This window comes from Candidatus Magnetominusculus xianensis (genome assembly GCA_001541255.1).
GTDB classification, from domain to species: Bacteria; Nitrospirota; Thermodesulfovibrionia; order Thermodesulfovibrionales; family Magnetobacteriaceae; genus Magnetominusculus; species Magnetominusculus xianensis.
The window spans coordinates 1-15,176 of sequence record LNQR01000056.1; the positions used below are offsets into that span (position 1 = coordinate 1).

General features: G+C 44.1%; 16 protein-coding genes. 8 read left to right on the forward strand and 8 right to left on the reverse strand.

The genetic code is table 11. The features are described from left to right. Nucleotides 1-518: 518 nt before the first annotated feature. The 8 genes from ASN18_RS07245 to ASN18_RS07280 all read left to right on the forward strand — a co-directional run bounded on the left by ASN18_RS07245 (nt 519) and on the right by ASN18_RS07280 (nt 6,973). The gene (locus ASN18_RS07245; RefSeq protein ID WP_085052072.1) at nt 519-1,013 is read left to right on the forward strand and encodes a hypothetical protein; all 495 of its coding nucleotides are present in this window, start codon (nt 519-521) and stop codon (nt 1,011-1,013) included. Nucleotides 1,014-1,294: 281 nt separating this feature from the next. Next, nucleotides 1,295-2,017 carry a PASTA domain-containing protein gene (locus ASN18_RS07250; protein ID WP_085052073.1) on the forward strand — a complete coding sequence of 241 codons (723 nt, stop codon included), beginning with the start codon at nt 1,295-1,297 and terminating at the stop codon, nt 2,015-2,017. 2 nt (nt 2,018-2,019) lie between these two features. Then, nucleotides 2,020-2,676, forward strand: a complete 657-nt coding sequence (gene rpe, locus ASN18_RS07255; protein WP_085052074.1) for a ribulose-phosphate 3-epimerase — start codon at nt 2,020-2,022, stop codon at nt 2,674-2,676. Nucleotides 2,677-2,680: 4 nt separating this feature from the next. Further along, a complete protein-coding gene (locus tag ASN18_RS07260) occupies nt 2,681-3,760 on the forward strand; it encodes a tetratricopeptide repeat protein (protein WP_085052075.1) in 1,080 nt (359 codons plus the stop codon). 57 nt (nt 3,761-3,817) lie between these two features. Continuing rightward, complete coding sequence (locus tag ASN18_RS07265) at nt 3,818-4,354, forward strand: CDP-alcohol phosphatidyltransferase family protein (RefSeq protein WP_236861589.1); 537 nt, start codon at nt 3,818-3,820, stop codon at nt 4,352-4,354. Beyond that, complete coding sequence (locus ASN18_RS07270; RefSeq protein WP_085052077.1) at nt 4,347-5,642, forward strand: DUF512 domain-containing protein; 1,296 nt, start codon at nt 4,347-4,349, stop codon at nt 5,640-5,642. The genes ASN18_RS07265 and ASN18_RS07270 overlap by 8 nt, the downstream gene beginning before the upstream one ends. Next, a complete protein-coding gene (locus ASN18_RS07275) occupies nt 5,642-6,481 on the forward strand; it encodes a shikimate dehydrogenase (protein WP_085052078.1) in 840 nt (279 codons plus the stop codon). Before ASN18_RS07270 ends, ASN18_RS07275 begins: the two co-directional genes overlap by 1 nt. 75 nt (nt 6,482-6,556) lie before the next feature. Further along, a complete protein-coding gene (locus ASN18_RS07280) occupies nt 6,557-6,973 on the forward strand; it encodes a cbb3-type cytochrome c oxidase subunit I (RefSeq protein WP_085052079.1) in 417 nt (138 codons plus the stop codon). 19 nt (nt 6,974-6,992) lie between these two features. Here ASN18_RS07280 and ASN18_RS07285 read toward each other — a convergent pair whose 3' ends face one another. From ASN18_RS07285 to ASN18_RS07320, 8 genes are all read right to left on the reverse strand, one after another. After that, complete coding sequence (locus ASN18_RS07285; RefSeq protein ID WP_085052080.1) at nt 6,993-7,652, reverse strand: Crp/Fnr family transcriptional regulator; 660 nt, start codon at nt 7,650-7,652, stop codon at nt 6,993-6,995. Nucleotides 7,653-7,681: 29 nt separating this feature from the next. Next, nucleotides 7,682-9,016: a diguanylate cyclase domain-containing protein gene (locus ASN18_RS07290; RefSeq protein ID WP_085052081.1), complete on the reverse strand. Its 1,335-nt coding sequence runs from the start codon at nt 9,014-9,016 to the stop codon at nt 7,682-7,684. Nucleotides 9,017-9,063: 47 nt separating this feature from the next. Continuing rightward, nucleotides 9,064-11,184, reverse strand: a complete 2,121-nt coding sequence (locus ASN18_RS07295; protein ID WP_085052082.1) for a CHASE domain-containing protein — start codon at nt 11,182-11,184, stop codon at nt 9,064-9,066. Then, on the reverse strand, nt 11,181-13,310 hold the full coding sequence (locus ASN18_RS07300) for a sensor histidine kinase (protein ID WP_085052083.1): 2,130 nt from the start codon (nt 13,308-13,310) through the stop codon (nt 11,181-11,183). The genes ASN18_RS07295 and ASN18_RS07300 overlap by 4 nt, the downstream gene beginning before the upstream one ends. Nucleotides 13,311-13,422: 112 nt before the next feature. After that, on the reverse strand, nt 13,423-13,935 hold the full coding sequence (locus ASN18_RS07305) for a Uma2 family endonuclease (RefSeq protein ID WP_085052084.1): 513 nt from the start codon (nt 13,933-13,935) through the stop codon (nt 13,423-13,425). Between the two features lie 78 nt (nt 13,936-14,013). After that, nucleotides 14,014-14,265 (reverse strand): type II toxin-antitoxin system HicA family toxin, encoded by a 252-nt coding sequence (locus ASN18_RS07310; RefSeq protein WP_085052085.1) that lies wholly within the window; start codon nt 14,263-14,265, stop codon nt 14,014-14,016. After that, nucleotides 14,258-14,470 carry a 2-oxoisovalerate dehydrogenase gene (locus tag ASN18_RS07315; RefSeq protein ID WP_085052086.1) on the reverse strand — a complete coding sequence of 71 codons (213 nt, stop codon included), beginning with the start codon at nt 14,468-14,470 and terminating at the stop codon, nt 14,258-14,260. Before ASN18_RS07315 ends, ASN18_RS07310 begins: the two co-directional genes overlap by 8 nt. Nucleotides 14,471-14,610: 140 nt before the next feature. Beyond that, a complete protein-coding gene (locus tag ASN18_RS07320) occupies nt 14,611-15,123 on the reverse strand; it encodes a Uma2 family endonuclease (RefSeq protein WP_085052087.1) in 513 nt (170 codons plus the stop codon). Nucleotides 15,124-15,176 lie beyond the last annotated feature (53 nt).

The following is a 15,176-nucleotide window of genomic DNA, read 5'->3' on the forward strand; positions in this document are numbered from 1 at the left end:
ACTTGACTTGAACGATTTGAAAAATTCAGAAAAACTTCTCATGGTATGTCCTCCCGTATATACACACGATAAAGGCTGAAACAGCCTTTTAGTAAGCAGTTCTATGTTACGAAAACGAAATACACACAGCCCACACCCATCGAATTATTGTTAGTTTGATTAATAACATAAATGACAATATGATGTCAAGCATTATTTTGTTATTGTGAAGAGCGTTACTATTATGTAACATACAACAGCAATAGCATGTTGCCTATACATAACATTGATGTGAAGATATATTATCAGTAATACATTTGTAACATATGTATTTTTATAATTATTTATCAAAGCGATTATTACATTACTTTGCTGTATTATCTATGATAAATTTAGTTGCTTTTGGTGAATAATCATTGTGAATGTCAGATCATGCCTTTGGCAGGCTTAGAATGATTCTGTATTCAGGTTGATTTTTGTAATATTGACGGACTTACCTGCCGTATGTTATAATTATTCTAAGCGAGGGCGATGGATTCATGAATAAAGTGGTTTGGGCGGCGATGTTGATATTGCTATTATCTGCGATATTCCCTTCATGGGTGTGTGCGGCAGACCCGTCTTTCACCCAGCAAGACAGAGAAAGGCTGACACGCGTCGAAGTCCGGGTTGATGAAGGGTTAAAGGCTACCAATCAACGCATAGATGACACATCTAAGGCTACCAATCAGCGCATGGATGACGGTTTCAATGCATTAAATCGTCAGATGAACGACGGATTTAACGCCTTAAATCATCGGATGAACGACTTAAACACAAGAATGAGTGACCTATACGGGCTGATGTATGTACTGATAGGCGGAATGCTTACTTTAGTTGGTTTTGTCTTATGGGACAGACGTACCACGCTTGCCCCTGTTATTAGAACAAACAGAGAACTGCAAGAGAGGGGAGATAAGATCGAAAAGGTATTAAAGGAACTCGCCCTAAAAGACCCCAATATGGCCGAGACAATAAAACACATCGGCCTTTAGCGGTAACTATTTATGGCAGGAAGTAGTGTTAAATACCTGTTAGAAAATAGTTAGTCCGGTGTTGATTAATAATATTGCCCATAATCATGTAAAAGATTCACATAAAAACACTTGATAAAATGCCCCTCAGTCATGTATCCTTTATGACGATGGCAGCGTGTTTTCAGCGATTGCAGCGGCAGCGGCTGGCTTGAGATGCAGTTTGCCGGGGGTGCAGTTTGGGCATTGGGCAGGATGCACCGTTTTGGCATAAGGAAGAAGGGGATGTCATACTCTAAACGATGAATACACTGATAAGGTTGACGATTTTTTTCGTTTTATTTATCGCCATATCGGTGCTGGCTGGGTATGCGACATTCGCACTCCTGACAACTAGTAAGAGTATTGAGGTACCTGATTTGAAATCAAAAAGTCTTATAGAAGCAAACGAGGCGTTAAACGGCGTTAAGCTCTACTTAAGGGTTGAAGGCGAGGACTATGACCATTCAGTACCAGCCGGTCATATACTCAGACAAAATATCCCGACCGGTAATAAGATAAAAGAGGGCCGTACTATCTCAGTCCTGATGAGCAAGGGGCCGCGCTATCAGTTCATGGGCGACCTGAGGGGAATTCCACTGGGCAAGGCTGAAGACACAGTGGCCCAAAGCAAGGTAAAGATAAACAAGGTCATAGAGGTACACTCTGACACCATAGGGCCGGGCATTGTAATATCACAGAGGCCAGGGCCGGAGGAAAAAAGCGGCAACGACATTACACTGATTGTAAGTAAAGGGACAGTTGCCACAACTTACTATTGTCCTAATTTTATTGGGAAAAACCCAGGGCAGGCTGAACAACTGGCCGCTTCTCTGGGCCTTAAAATAGACGCCGCAGGCGCAGAAGGACGCATTACCAGCCAATCCCCCGCCCCTGGTACAATCGTAAAACAGGGTGAACGAATCCATGTGGTGATGCTTGCCCCTGAAAATCAAACAGAGCAGCCAGAACAAAAGGAGCAATAACTATGATATTGACAGCGCCGTCTATATTGTCGGCAAATTTTTTGGAACTTGGCAGAGAGATAAAAGACACCGAAGAGGCCGGGGCAGATTACTTTCATATTGACGTTATGGACGGCAGTTTTGTTCCCAATATCACAATCGGGTATTTTATTGTTGAACAGGTAAAGAAGGCCGCCACGCTGCCGCTTGATGTACATTTGATGATTGAACGGCCAGACAGATATGTAAAGAATTTTATTGACGCCGGTGCAGATATTCTCACCATTCATTACGAAGCAGACAGACATCTTAACAGCACGGTCAATCTTATCAAATCTCTTGGGGCAAAGGCCGGGGTCTCCATAAATCCATCCACACCCGTCTCAGCGCTTGAGGACATTGTCTGCGACGCTGATCTCATCCTGGTAATGTCTGTAAATCCTGGATTTGGCGGGCAGCGTTTTATTCCCCATTCGCTGGAGAAAATCGCTGCACTGAAGGCCATGTTAACGCAAAAAGGTCTCACCTCTGTGAAGATTGAAGTAGACGGCGGCGTAACGGTTGATAATGTCGCACATGTTGCCAATGCAGGCGCCGGTATGGTAGTCATGGGCTCTGCCTTTTACAATTCAAAAAACTACAAGGAAACAATTAAGGCAGTCAGGGAAAAGACGATATAACACTATGGACACTCAGACTCTCATAGCAAAGGCACAGTACCAGAGCGGTAAATCCAACTACGCCGGGGCAGCCAAAACACTAAGGGCCGCACTAAAAACCGTTTCAAAGGCCGCTGACCCTCATCTCTATATCCAATGCCTTACATCACTAGCAGATACGCAGCGAATGACAGGAAATTTTAAAACTGCCGCAGACAATTACAGCAAGGCCGCAGAAGCGGCGCATGGGGCATCAACAGAGGACGCCGCCCTAGATGCCAAACTTGGCAGGGCACTCTCACTGCGCGCACTTGGTAATTGGCAGGCAGCGCTCAACGACATAACACAGATAAAAGCTCGTTACACGGACTTAGGCGACCACGCCGGCGCTGCCTTCAGCACATGGGCGCTTGCCGGTGTCCTTCGCGTAAAAGGCGATATAAACGGTGCGATAGAGGCGTTTACATTGTCAGAGGGACAGTTTACCGCCCTCGATGACACCTCTGGGGTTGGATACTGCCAGTGTGGACTAGGCGGGGCATACCGCATGAAGGGTCTGTATGACGAATCGCTTCAATGCTATACCAATGCTGGCACAATATTCTCAAAGATTAATGACCGCTTTGGCACGGCATATTCTCACTGCGGCATAGGCAATGCCCTGCGCATGAAAGGTCAGTATGCCGGGGCGTACACTCATCTTAAGACAGCCCTTGATATGTATGCCAGGATTGGCGATACGGTGAGTTCTGCATACACGCTCTGGAGCATAGGGATGTTGAAGCTGATGGTATCAGAGGTGGTCAGCGGCGATAGTTTTTTCAAGGCAGCCGCGGCACGCTTTAATAAGACGCTGGATGTACGCGGGTTGGTATATGCCGACCTCGGCACATGTCAGGCCAGATACTTATACAGACATATGGGGCAGTATAAGCTGCCGCTTCAGAGGGCAATCAAAGCAGCAGAGGGGTATTCTTTTCAGTTAGAGGGCTGCCATGCCCTTAAACTCCGCGCTATTATTATGGAGTCCGGCTCTGCCGATTGTTATAATACACTTGGGATTGCCGAATTACAGGGAAAGACAATACCATTAAACATACCCTGAATTTTAATTCGGGAATTTTACGGGTATTTAAATTCGGGGAAATTGGGGAATATTAACTTGGGCGTACTAAATATACCAAACACGCTGACACTGTTACGAATAGTGGCAATACCGTTTTTTGTCTCTACGCTGATTTACAGGCGGTATGAAATAGCCCTGGCGATATTCATCCTGGCCTCTGTCACAGACGCCCTTGATGGTCTGATTGCACGTGTGACAAAAAAACAGACTAAGCTGGGGCAATTCCTTGACCCGCTGGCCGATAAAATCCTGGTAATAACATCATTCATAATGTTTTCTATATATGAATGGGTCCCCGCGTGGCTGACAATTTCCATAATAAGCCGTGACCTGATTGTAGTTGTGGGCTGGATGTTGTTTTACATGATACACCATGTGATATTCATTAAACCAAGCATACTGGGGAAATCTGCCATAGCCGCACAGATGATACTGCTGGCTTATATCTTATTAAGAATAAACTTTCCCGGGCTGCTGCCAGACCAGACAGTGCTTATTTGGATTACGACACTGCTGACAGTTGCCTCAGGGCTAAACTACATAATAAAGGGGCTTATGTACACTGATGGTTAAAAAAAATGGAAACACAATAGAGGCAGTCTCAGAAGGCTCACTGGCGTATGAGGCCGGGGTCAGACCAGCAGATGAGCTGATCTCTATAAACGGGCACTCTATCGCAGATGAAATAGACCTCCTGTTCTATTCAAACGAACAGGAATTCTCCATGCTGTTAAGCAGACGTGGAAAGCTGTATGAAAGGACAATAAATAAGGTCGGCGGCAACTATTTGGGCATAGAGCTCAAGCCTTTTAAGATAACGACATGCAGGAACCGCTGCACATTTTGTTTTGTCAATCAACTCCCAAAAGGGCTGAGAAAGACCCTCTATATCAAAGACGAAGACTACCGCATGTCCTTTCTCTATGGAAGCTATATTACGCTTACAAATTTGAGCGATGCCGACAAACAGCGCATCGTTGAACAAAGGCTCAGTCCACTTTATATATCAGTTCATTCCACAAACGAAGAAATCCGAAAAAAGCTGCTTGGCAGCCCAAAGGCCGGTGAGATATTAAAGGAAATCCAGTTTTTAATAAAACACAAGATAAAACTGCACGCACAGATAGTCCTCTGCCCCGGTTTTAACGACGGCAGCGACCTTGAACACACCATAACAGACCTAAGAAAGTTCTATCCATACCTGTCATCGATAGCCGTTGTGCCCGTTGGCTTAACCGCCCATGGGAATAAAAAGATGACCCCCGTGACTAAAGAAGACGCCCTGTCTGCTATTGCAACAATTGAGGCGTTTCAGAAGAAATTCATGAAAAAATATGGAGAGCAGATAGTCTATGGCGCCGATGAGCTGTACTTAAAAGGTGAACACCCCTTCCCTCCCCTGAAAGACTACGGCGAGCTGCATCAAAAAGAAAACGGCGTGGGGCTGGTGCCGGAGTTTTTACACAGGGCAGAGAGGTTTAAGAAACTTAAGCGCATACCCAAAACCCCCATATCGCTGTTTACCGGGATGTCCTTCTATCCATATCTTAAGCAATTTGCAAACAAACTGAACAAAAAGACCGGCATGGACTTAAGGGTATTCCCAGTAGAAAATCTGTTTTTCGGCACAACTGTAACCGTAACCGGGCTCTTGACAGGCAGGGACATTATGCGTACCTTCATGGGGCAGATAAGACCGGAGGAGGTATTATTTATCCCCGATGTAACCCTGCGTGACGGTCAGAATATGTTCCTTGATGACACTACGACGGATTTCATAGGGGAGGCCCTCGATGTAAAGATAAAAATAATAGAGTCTTCGTTTGAAGGTCTAATAAAGGCTATAGAGGAGCTGGATTAATGATTACGTCAAAGACCAAACTGGCCGGGCTGATAGGCAATCCCGTAGGGCACAGCCTGTCTCCTGCCATGCACAATGCGGGGTTTAAGCACTTGTTTAAGCAGGGGGGGCTGGACTGCCGCTATTTCGCCCTCCCAGTTGCCCCTGAGAGGCTTGGAGATGCAATCCGCGGGATTTCCGCATTGAACTTTCTTGGCGCGAATATTACAATTCCATACAAGGAAAAGGCGCTCCCATTCCTTGATGACATCCACGAAGAGGCAAGGTTTATCGGGGCAGTAAATACAATAGTAAACGATAACGGCAAACTTATAGGCCATAATACGGATGGACGGGGATTTATGAAATCCATGGAAGAGGCAGGCGTAAGCTTAAAAGACAAGAGGGTATTGATGTCCGGGGCTGGAGGCGCAGCGCGTGCTATCACATATTACATAGCAAAAGAAGCGCGTTCATTAAGGATTTTTGATCCCGATACGCCAAAACTAAACGCCCTTGTGCGGGACTTAAAAAAAGTAAACCCTGAAGTCCACGCCAAAAACTCAGTCAATCCCTCCCAAGTCTCAGACATATTTATAAACGCCACTCCGCTAGGGCTTAGCCAGGGCGACCAACTTCCTATCGATAAAACGTTCTTAAAAGAAGGTCTTATAGTTTGCGACGTTATTTACAAAGACACACCCCTTCTTATCGAGGCAAAAAGACTTGGCTGCACCACCGTAAACGGCCTGGGTATGCTTTTTTGGCAGGGTGTGTTGGCGTTTGAACTTTGGACACACGCGGCTGCCCCTGTTGAGATTATGCGGGAGGCCCTCATGACCGAATATAACCGCATATGATATTTATCATGGTATTATCTCATACGAACTGATAGTATAGATTAAAAGAAAATAATACTACGGAGGTATGACAGGATGGATAGTTATGTAAAGAATTTTATAATTGCAAGCGTTGTGTATTTAGGTCTGTCGTCGTTGTTTGGCATAATGATGATGGCAGCCCCCGCCCATTTGACATTGAAATTTGTCCATTCGCACCTGATGTTGTTAGGCTGGGTAACGATGATGATATACGGCGTGGGGTATCATGTGCTGCCAAGATTTGCCGGGCGCCTGATAAAAAGCCGCAAGGCAGCAGAGGCGCAGTTCTGGCTTGCAAACATAGGGCTAATCGGGATGGTAATATGCTACACAATCTCCACATACAGCGGGGCAGAGGGCGGGCTAAGGATACTTGGCGCTGTGTTTGGCCTTATGGAGGCAGCATCGATAATGCTGTTTGTATATAATATGCTGGCAACGCTGGTTCCGAAACCTGAGCATCCGGCCTGATTATTCATTCAACAGGCTCTTAATGACAGAACAGGCCTAGTCCGTCAAGGTCTTTTATGACGAACAGGCCTTTATTCTCTGATATAAGGCCAAGCCTCTTAAATTTGCTGATAGTACGAATAGATGTCTCAACCGTAGTGCCGGCCATGTCAGCTATGTCCTGCTTCGTCAGTTTGAAATCAATATGAAGGGCATCGGGTGAGGATTTAAGCGCAAGTTTTAGTAATAGTGAGGCAATCCGGCTCTCAACACGCTCAAGGGCGATATTTTTTAGTGTATCGTGTGAATTTCTCATCCTGTCACCAAGCATAGATGCAATCGAAAACATTACACTAGGAAACCTGTCAATGATCTTAAGAAGGTCCTTGCGTGCAATCTTAAACACAGTTGATGATTCCATTGCTACGGCATTGGCTGGATAGGGAAATCCTTTAAAGGCAGCAACCGCCCCGAATAGCTCATTTGGTTGAATGATTTCAAGAATGAGTTCCTTGCCGTCCTGCGACTGTCTGGTGATCTTTACCTTACCCGTTGAGACGATATAAAGCCAGTCAGAGCGGTCACCCTCAGAAAACACCATATCCTTCTTACTGTGTGTTACACTTTGGAAATAAGGTTTTATCTCCTCAATGTCTTCGTCACTAAGGACGCTGAAAAAATCGACATCTTTAAGATTCATAGCAACCAGTTCAACTGCGAGGTGTACTACTAGTCACGACTGTTGTAAGAGCACTTCTTACACAATAACACATACAGGGCATTAAGTGACTCAAGTGAATCCCTGAGTACATTGTATAAATCATCACTCATCTCAAGCCCGTGTGTCTGGACATTAGCCAGCAGCGCCTCCCAGTCGCCTTGTTTCCAAACACCATCATGTTCCAGGATAAAATCTAATATTTCATGGCTCAATATCGGGATAATCTTGTCTACATTGGCGTCAACAGGAAGGGCTGATACGTATAGTTTTTTCAGCGACTCAAGCAGCGCGCCGACATACCGTGTTATGTCTGTTGAAAATGGTACGCCGCGCCGTTTTATATCAATCAGCAAATCTACCCAGCCGTCCTGGTCCCAGACGCCTTTTCGTGCTATGACAAAGCTGACCAGCTTATCAAGTAAGAACCCGATGTCTTTGTTTATCATCTCACATGTTTCATTAAAGAATCTGTACCGGTTCTTTCCGCATTCTTTGGCGCGGTACATCGCCGTATCTGCCTCTTTTAACAGCGTTTTCAACGAATCGCCATCGGCAGGATATATTGATATGCCTATACTGACACCCAAAGAACAGTTAGTCGAGTTAATATAAAACGGCTTTCCAACAGAAAGAATTATCTTTGTGGCTACATCACAGGCATCATTAGGATCTTTAATCCCTGTAAGCATTATTATGAACTCATCGTCCCCGAGGCGTGCTACCGTATCAGATTCTCTTATACAGTCTCTCAGCCTGCTGGCCACATCAACCAGCAGTTGGTCTCCGACTTCATGGCCCATAGTCTCGTTTATACTGGCAAAAGCGTTTATATCTATCATCATAAGGGCCATAGACTGCTGGCTTCGCTTTGCCTGCTTCAGGGCCTGCTCAAACCGGTCAAAAAACAGCGAGCGGTTGGGAAGACCGGTCAATGTATCATAAAATGCCGACACGTGCAGGTCTTTCTCAGTTCGATGCTTATACAGCGCCATTTCTATATTGGAGTGCAGCTCTTTACTATTAAACGGTTTTAGGACATAACCATAGGGTTGTGTTATCCTTGCCCGATCTAAAATGGCCTTGTCTGAATGAGCGGTAAGGTAGACTATTGGAACGCTCATTCGCTTTTGTATCTCACCAGCGGCTTCAATGCCGTCCATTCGTCCCTGAAGCCTGATATCCATAAGGATTAAGTCCGGCTCAGTTGTCATCGCGCTTTCTATGGCGTCCTCTCCAGAAAACTCATGAGCGACTACGACATACCCCACACTCTCAAGTATATCCTGAATGTAAGCAGCAGTCAGCCCCTCATCCTCTACTATCATTATTTTATTCTTAGGCATCTGTCCTCACTGCTTCTACTATACCCTATCTACAGCCTTTAGAGCAATCACGATTTCATAAATCTCAAAATATATCTCGTCCCATCTGCCCTGTCTATTTCTATTGTACCCCTGAGCTGCTTAGTCAGGATTGTTACCACCTTCAGGCCCAGGCTCCTGGTCTTGCCTATCTCTATGCCTTCAGGCATCCCCACGCCGTTGTCACCTACGATTAGCTCAAGCTCATCTGAATCTGTTAACACGCGAAGCTCAATTGTAATCTCTCCACCGTCTCTGCCAGTAAAGGCATACTTAATAATATTTGTAAACAGCTCGTTTATTATCAATCCGCATGGTATTGCAGTCCCTATCCCAACATGTACGTCCGCCACATTCAAATTAATGCCTATCTTACTCTTATCAACAGTGAAAAATATAAACAGGTCTTTGACAAGACTATGTATATATTCTTTAATATTAATCTCAGAGAGCTTTTCTGTTTTATAAAGCCTTTCATGCACCAACGCAATCGACTGTATCCTGCTCTGGGTATCCCTGAGGGCTTCTTTGGATTTTTCATCGCTGAGATAGCTGAGCTGAAGCCCCACAAGCCCGGCTATTACCTGAAGGTTGTTCTTGACGCGATGGTGCAGCTCCCTCAGGAGCAGCTCCTGTTCGGCAACAGATTTCTTTAACTGCTCATCCATCTCTTTGCGCTTGGTAATATCTGTGATGACGCCAAAAGACCCTGTGCGGTTTCCTTGCGCATCAATAAAGGGGACAGCAGAGACATATATATGGACTTTACTGCCATTCTTATGACGGAGGACATTTTCCAGCCGGTCACCTTCCCCTTCCGCCAGTTTTACATCTACACTATGTCTTGCTGCAGCCTTCGACTCATCGTCCACAAACTCAAGAAACGACACCCCTACTATCTCCTCAACCGTATAGCCAATCATATCCGCCACCGCCCTATTAACAAGCGTTGTAATGTTATTCTTATCGACAAGCCACACACCCTCCTGAGAAAGCTCTATCAGTTGGCGATATTTCTTTTCACTGTCTTGAAGTGTTTGCTCCAACACCGTCATCTTTTCTATAGTTCCCCTTAACTCACTGGTTTTGTCCTCAACTATGGCCTTGATTCTCTGCGCTTGCCTTGACATATAAAATATAATACTGCAAACCAAACCCACAATTATAAAAGTGCCAACCGCAAATGAAAGTGGTACAAACCCACGCCTTTTATGAAAATAACCCCTGACTGGTGTGGCCTTGATCTCGAGAGTTCGCCCTGCCATATCTATTGTCTTTACGAAGCTCCGTTTAGAAAGCTCAACAATACCTTTAGGGTTGTGGCGGTAAACCAGGCCCTCACCCACTGGCAGCATCTTGTCACTTATCTCAAATACCACTTGCTCTTTTAAATCAGTGTTGGCATCCTTACGCAGAAAACTCTTGTCAATAATGCCTTTATATCTAAATACACCAAGAGTAAAACCCCTTAAGTTTTGGCGTCTGTCCTGCAGTGTCTCAGGCTGCCCATAGTAAACCGGCATGAATAACAAAAATGACTTGACGTCTTTTTCTTGTTCCTGCACAAGCACAACCGGAGCGGTAGCCGTCAACGCCCCTGTATCGCGTGCCTGTTCGAGGGACTTTAACCTCACAGGATTAGAGGCGAGATCAAAACCTATTGCCTTTAGTACATTGTCTTTGGGATAACCATAATAAACAGGAAAGTATTCGTCTCTCACATTGACGGGAATTTGTGCATCCCCTGACTTTTCGTAGATATAAAAATCCCCTGCCGCCATGACGCCATCCTGTCTGGCTCTGCGTTCAAATTCTGTTTTTTGAGAATACGGCACACGCGGAATCCACTCAATGGCATACTGAGAGCTGTGCCCCTGCGTGATACCCTGCACAAAGTCAGAAAATTGTGTAGCGCTTACATTTTCAATAGAACGGTAAAAAGCGGCCAGGTCGGTTACCATATCAAAGTTCTCATCAAATCGTTTTTCGATAATACCTGCGTGTGTATCGAAGGCGTGCCTGAATTGTAGGAGATTTTGCTCATCCACCTTATAAACAACCGCATGATAAACCGTGAAAGCCGCACCGGTGCTTACCAGTGCTATTAACAACAGGGTAACCCACAGTTGATTTAGTTGTTTCGTATTCATTTTGCAGCAGGCTCAGTCACTTCTGATCTTTTAAACCTCAAAATAAATCTCGTTCCCCCTCCCCTGTCTATTTCTACTGTGCCCCTGAGCTGCTTACTCAGGATTGTTACCACCTTCAGACCAAGGCTCTTGGTTTTGCCTATATCTATGCCTTCAGGCATCCCAACGCCGTTGTCCCCAATGATTAGCTCAAGCATGTCAAGCCCTGTCTCACTAAGCCTGATTGAAATCTCGCCTCTGTCTCTGCCTTTAAAGGCATATTTAATAATATTTGTAAACAGCTCGTTTATTATTAATCCACAAGGAATCGCAGTGTCTATACCAACGTGGATGTCCGGCACTTCAAAATTAACATTAATCTTATCTCTGTCAACTGTGAAAAATATAAACAGGTCTTTGACAAGACTGTATATATATTCTTTGATATTGACCTGTGAGAGTTTTTCTGTGTTATAGAGTTTTTCATGTACCAGCGAAATAGATTGTATCCTGCTTTGCGTGTCTTTAAGTATGTTTTTATAGCCTTCGTCTGAGACGTGGCTTATTTGAAGCCCCACTAGTCCGGCTATTATCTGCAGGTTGTTTTTTACGCGGTGATGCAGTTCCCGAAGGAGCAGCTCCTGTTCTGAGATGGCCTCCATTAATTTTTCCTCTGTCTGCTTTCGCTTAGTAATATCTGATATAACGGCAAAAGACCCCGTGTAATTTCCTTGTTCGTCAGTAAGGGCAACCGTTGATATGGATACATATACAGAGCTGCCATCCTTGTGCAAAAGCGTAGTTTCCAGACGGTCTGCCTTCCCTGCCCCTTGTTCGTAATTTACAACGTTAGCCGCTCTTTCTTTGGCGTCATCGGCCATAAACGCTGCAAACCGCACACCTGTCATCTCCCCGACTGTAAACCCCAGCATATCGGCAACTGCATGGTTCACGTATGTGGTAACACCAACTTTATTAACAACCCATATGCCCTCCTGTGAAAGCTCTACGAGCTGACGGTATTTTGTTTCACTTTCATGCAGGGATTTGTCCGCTAATACCAGTTTATCTACCGTTGTTTGTAACTCCTGAGTTCTTTTCTTTACTTCAAGCTCAAGCCCTTCATTTATTGATTTTATCGACTTTTCGTATTCAGCACGCCTTTTTAAATCCAACGCCATACGTGAAATAAGTATGAGGACAAGAAAGATTACGGTCACTATCAATATCGCGTAGAGGCAGTTAAAGATGATTTTATTATATACTTTTGTCAATCCGGCAAGCATGTATATATGCCAATCGTCATCTTTTTCATGAGCAGTTTCTAAAAGGTATTTTTCATGCTTATCTGTCAACCGAAGGATTACAAGGGTTAAATTATCCTTAGTCTTTGTGTCAATTATTGGCAGGGGGGGTAAAGGCTCTGAAGCATACTGATTGGCTTCTTTAATCTGCTGCCTGATTTGCTCCGGCAATTTTCTGATAGTGTTAAACCTGTATCTTTCGTGGTTTGAGGCAAAGATCACACTGTTGTTATCTGTCAGCAGCATTATCCCGTCCATTATCCCGTCAAGATTAGGGTCATCGTCCTGAAAAATATCCAAAAAATATTTGATCGCTACTACGCCGACAATATCTCCACCACCAGACCTGACTGGATAAGACGTATAATATCCTGGGGTGTTTTGTGTAACGCCGATAGTAATATATACGTCTGGCTTCCCTTTAAGGGCATTCCTGAAGTATTCCCTGAATCCATAGTTCTTGCCAAGAAAACTTTTGGGGGATTTATAGTTGCTTGAGGCTATTGTAAGCCCATCTTTATTCAATACATAGGTTACGTTGGCCCCTATTGAGTCATTAAATTCCAATAGGTAGTCATTCATATTATTGTCTTCAGCCGGATGCATTAAAAATCCGGCTATTATAGGATTTTGAGATAATATTTTAGCATGAACGTTGTAGTAGCCTGTTTTAGCTGTCACATATCGATCGAATAACATTAAACGTTCCATTGTCGATTTGTGTAAGGCCTGGATTTCTACATCCTCTGTCCTAACATAGGTAATCCCTGCTGTTAGCAGGCAAACCGCTGCATAGGCAAGGGCAACACGAAGACTAAAAAATCGTCTATTGGTATTTTTCATTTACAGTGTATTTTACCGCCTTATGCTTGACATAATGTACAATATCTACAGTAAAATGTCAATACGTATGACGCCGATGCCAGATAATGCTGCCAGATAATTTTATATGAGATTACTCGAATATATCCTTAAGATTAACCTGAAGTCCTTCGATGATTTTAGAGCTAACCGTGCCTTCAATTACTGCAATTGAGTGCAGTTTGTACTTGGCGTCTTCGATGGTCAATATCCGAATCTCCTTAAGTTCCGGCATGACTATCCAGTACTCCGGCACCCTGTATTTCTCGTAGACTGCCATCTTTACTTCTGTATCCCGTTCATAACTCCAGGGAGATACTATCTCACATACCATATCCGGCACTCCGCGTACCCAGCCCCTGACAATTCCCATGTTCTCTTTTCTGATAAACAATATGTCGGGCTGAAACCGGTTGATTCCTTCTTCAAAGATAACGTCAAAAGGAGAATAATAAACTCGTCCTAACCCTTTCGTTTTAACATAATGGTGAATAATATAATTCAGATTACTGCTGGTCATCTGATGTTTATCAAACGGGCTTGGCCCCACGACTTCCTCCCCATTAATTATCTCCGTTAAGTCTACATCTCTTTCTAACGTGTCCATTGCACTAGTATATCACAAGTCATGCGGCTGCGTCGATGTTGGTGGGCAGGGCAAACACACAGGTGAGCGCTGAACTTATCAGTCCTTAAACAATTCCTTTATCAAAGAATCTCTATCACACTTAAGACCTTCTGCAAGATCACGAAGTATGTTTCCCAAGGTGCCTATCTTTAAGGGTGAGTGGACGGGAATGGTTATATGATGCTCTATTGTTCCATGTGTCAGTGTCAACCGAATGTGACTGCCGCTTTGTCTTGTTATCTTATATCCATATTTTCTTAGAAGCACCGCAAGATCTCTACCAGATAAATCCCTTGGAATCTTAGGCATAGGAAAACACTTCCTCAATAACCATGTGTAACCTGATTATTTTTGGGGTTTCTTCTTCAGTGTTGAAATGACATCGAATAGCGTCTTTTATGTTTATTTTTAGATCATCTAAGTTGTTGGCTTCTGTAATTATAGAGTGATTAAGGGCATGAGCACAAAAGCCGCCTTCGATATCCTTCTCCACAATAAATATAATTTCATTCATAGCTTCCTCCAGTGACTATTATTGTCCCAATGATAATCTAACATATTTGGGTGGGATTAAACATATCGGGGAAATCACAGGGCATTTTCAGCGTATTTCTTCAAATGCTTTTGCCCTGTATTGGTGGAGACTCAGGCAGATTAGTCGAATATATCCTTAAGATTAACTTGAAGTCCTTCGATGACTTTAGAGCTAACCGTGCCTTCACCTTCGGCATAGGAATATGTCTTATACTTGCCTTCTTCTATAGCTAAGACTTCGATGATTTTGAGTTCCGGGATGGCTACCCAATACTCCGGTACACCGTATTTCTCATATATTTCCTTCTTTGTCGCAGTATCCAGCCGGTATGTCCCCTGCGAGACTATCTCACATACCATATCCGGTACGCCTCGAACATAGTCCTGAAATATGACCATGTTGTCCTTCCTGATAAACAGTATGTCGGGTTGAAAGCGGTTAATCCCTTCTTCAAAGATAACCTCAAGTGGAGAGTAAAACACATCGCCTAAGTCGTTATTTTTGACATGAGATAAGACTATCCATAGTATTCTTTGGCTGATTTTCTGATGTTTTCCAAACGGGCTTGGCCCCACGACTTCCTCCCCATTAATTATCTGCGTTAAGTCAAAATCTCTCTCTAACGTGTCCATACATTATTGTATCACGGGCTATGAGACTTTGTCGATGCGTGTTGCACTTGACG

Excerpts from the sequence above, each read along its gene's own strand:
- ASN18_RS07245 (WP_085052072.1), top strand. The coding sequence starts at position 519 with ATGAATAAAGTGGTTTGGGCGGCGATGTTGATATTGCTATTATCTGCG.
- ASN18_RS07250 (WP_085052073.1), top strand. The coding sequence starts at position 1,295 with ATGAATACACTGATAAGGTTGACGATTTTTTTCGTTTTATTTATCGCC.
- rpe (WP_085052074.1), top strand. The coding sequence starts at position 2,020 with ATGATATTGACAGCGCCGTCTATATTGTCGGCAAATTTTTTGGAACTT.
- ASN18_RS07260 (WP_085052075.1), top strand. The coding sequence starts at position 2,681 with ATGGACACTCAGACTCTCATAGCAAAGGCACAGTACCAGAGCGGTAAA.
- ASN18_RS07270 (WP_085052077.1), top strand. The coding sequence starts at position 4,347 with ATGGTTAAAAAAAATGGAAACACAATAGAGGCAGTCTCAGAAGGCTCA.
- ASN18_RS07275 (WP_085052078.1), top strand. The coding sequence starts at position 5,642 with ATGATTACGTCAAAGACCAAACTGGCCGGGCTGATAGGCAATCCCGTA.
- ASN18_RS07280 (WP_085052079.1), top strand. The coding sequence starts at position 6,557 with ATGGATAGTTATGTAAAGAATTTTATAATTGCAAGCGTTGTGTATTTA.
- ASN18_RS07285 (WP_085052080.1), bottom strand. The coding sequence starts at position 7,652 with ATGAATCTTAAAGATGTCGATTTTTTCAGCGTCCTTAGTGACGAAGAC.
- ASN18_RS07290 (WP_085052081.1), bottom strand. The coding sequence starts at position 9,016 with ATGCCTAAGAATAAAATAATGATAGTAGAGGATGAGGGGCTGACTGCT.
- ASN18_RS07295 (WP_085052082.1), bottom strand. The coding sequence starts at position 11,184 with ATGAATACGAAACAACTAAATCAACTGTGGGTTACCCTGTTGTTAATA.
- ASN18_RS07300 (WP_085052083.1), bottom strand. The coding sequence starts at position 13,310 with ATGAAAAATACCAATAGACGATTTTTTAGTCTTCGTGTTGCCCTTGCC.
- ASN18_RS07305 (WP_085052084.1), bottom strand. The coding sequence starts at position 13,935 with ATGGACACGTTAGAAAGAGATGTAGACTTAACGGAGATAATTAATGGG.
- ASN18_RS07310 (WP_085052085.1), bottom strand. The coding sequence starts at position 14,265 with ATGCCTAAGATTCCAAGGGATTTATCTGGTAGAGATCTTGCGGTGCTT.
- ASN18_RS07315 (WP_085052086.1), bottom strand. The coding sequence starts at position 14,470 with ATGAATGAAATTATATTTATTGTGGAGAAGGATATCGAAGGCGGCTTT.
- ASN18_RS07320 (WP_085052087.1), bottom strand. The coding sequence starts at position 15,123 with ATGGACACGTTAGAGAGAGATTTTGACTTAACGCAGATAATTAATGGG.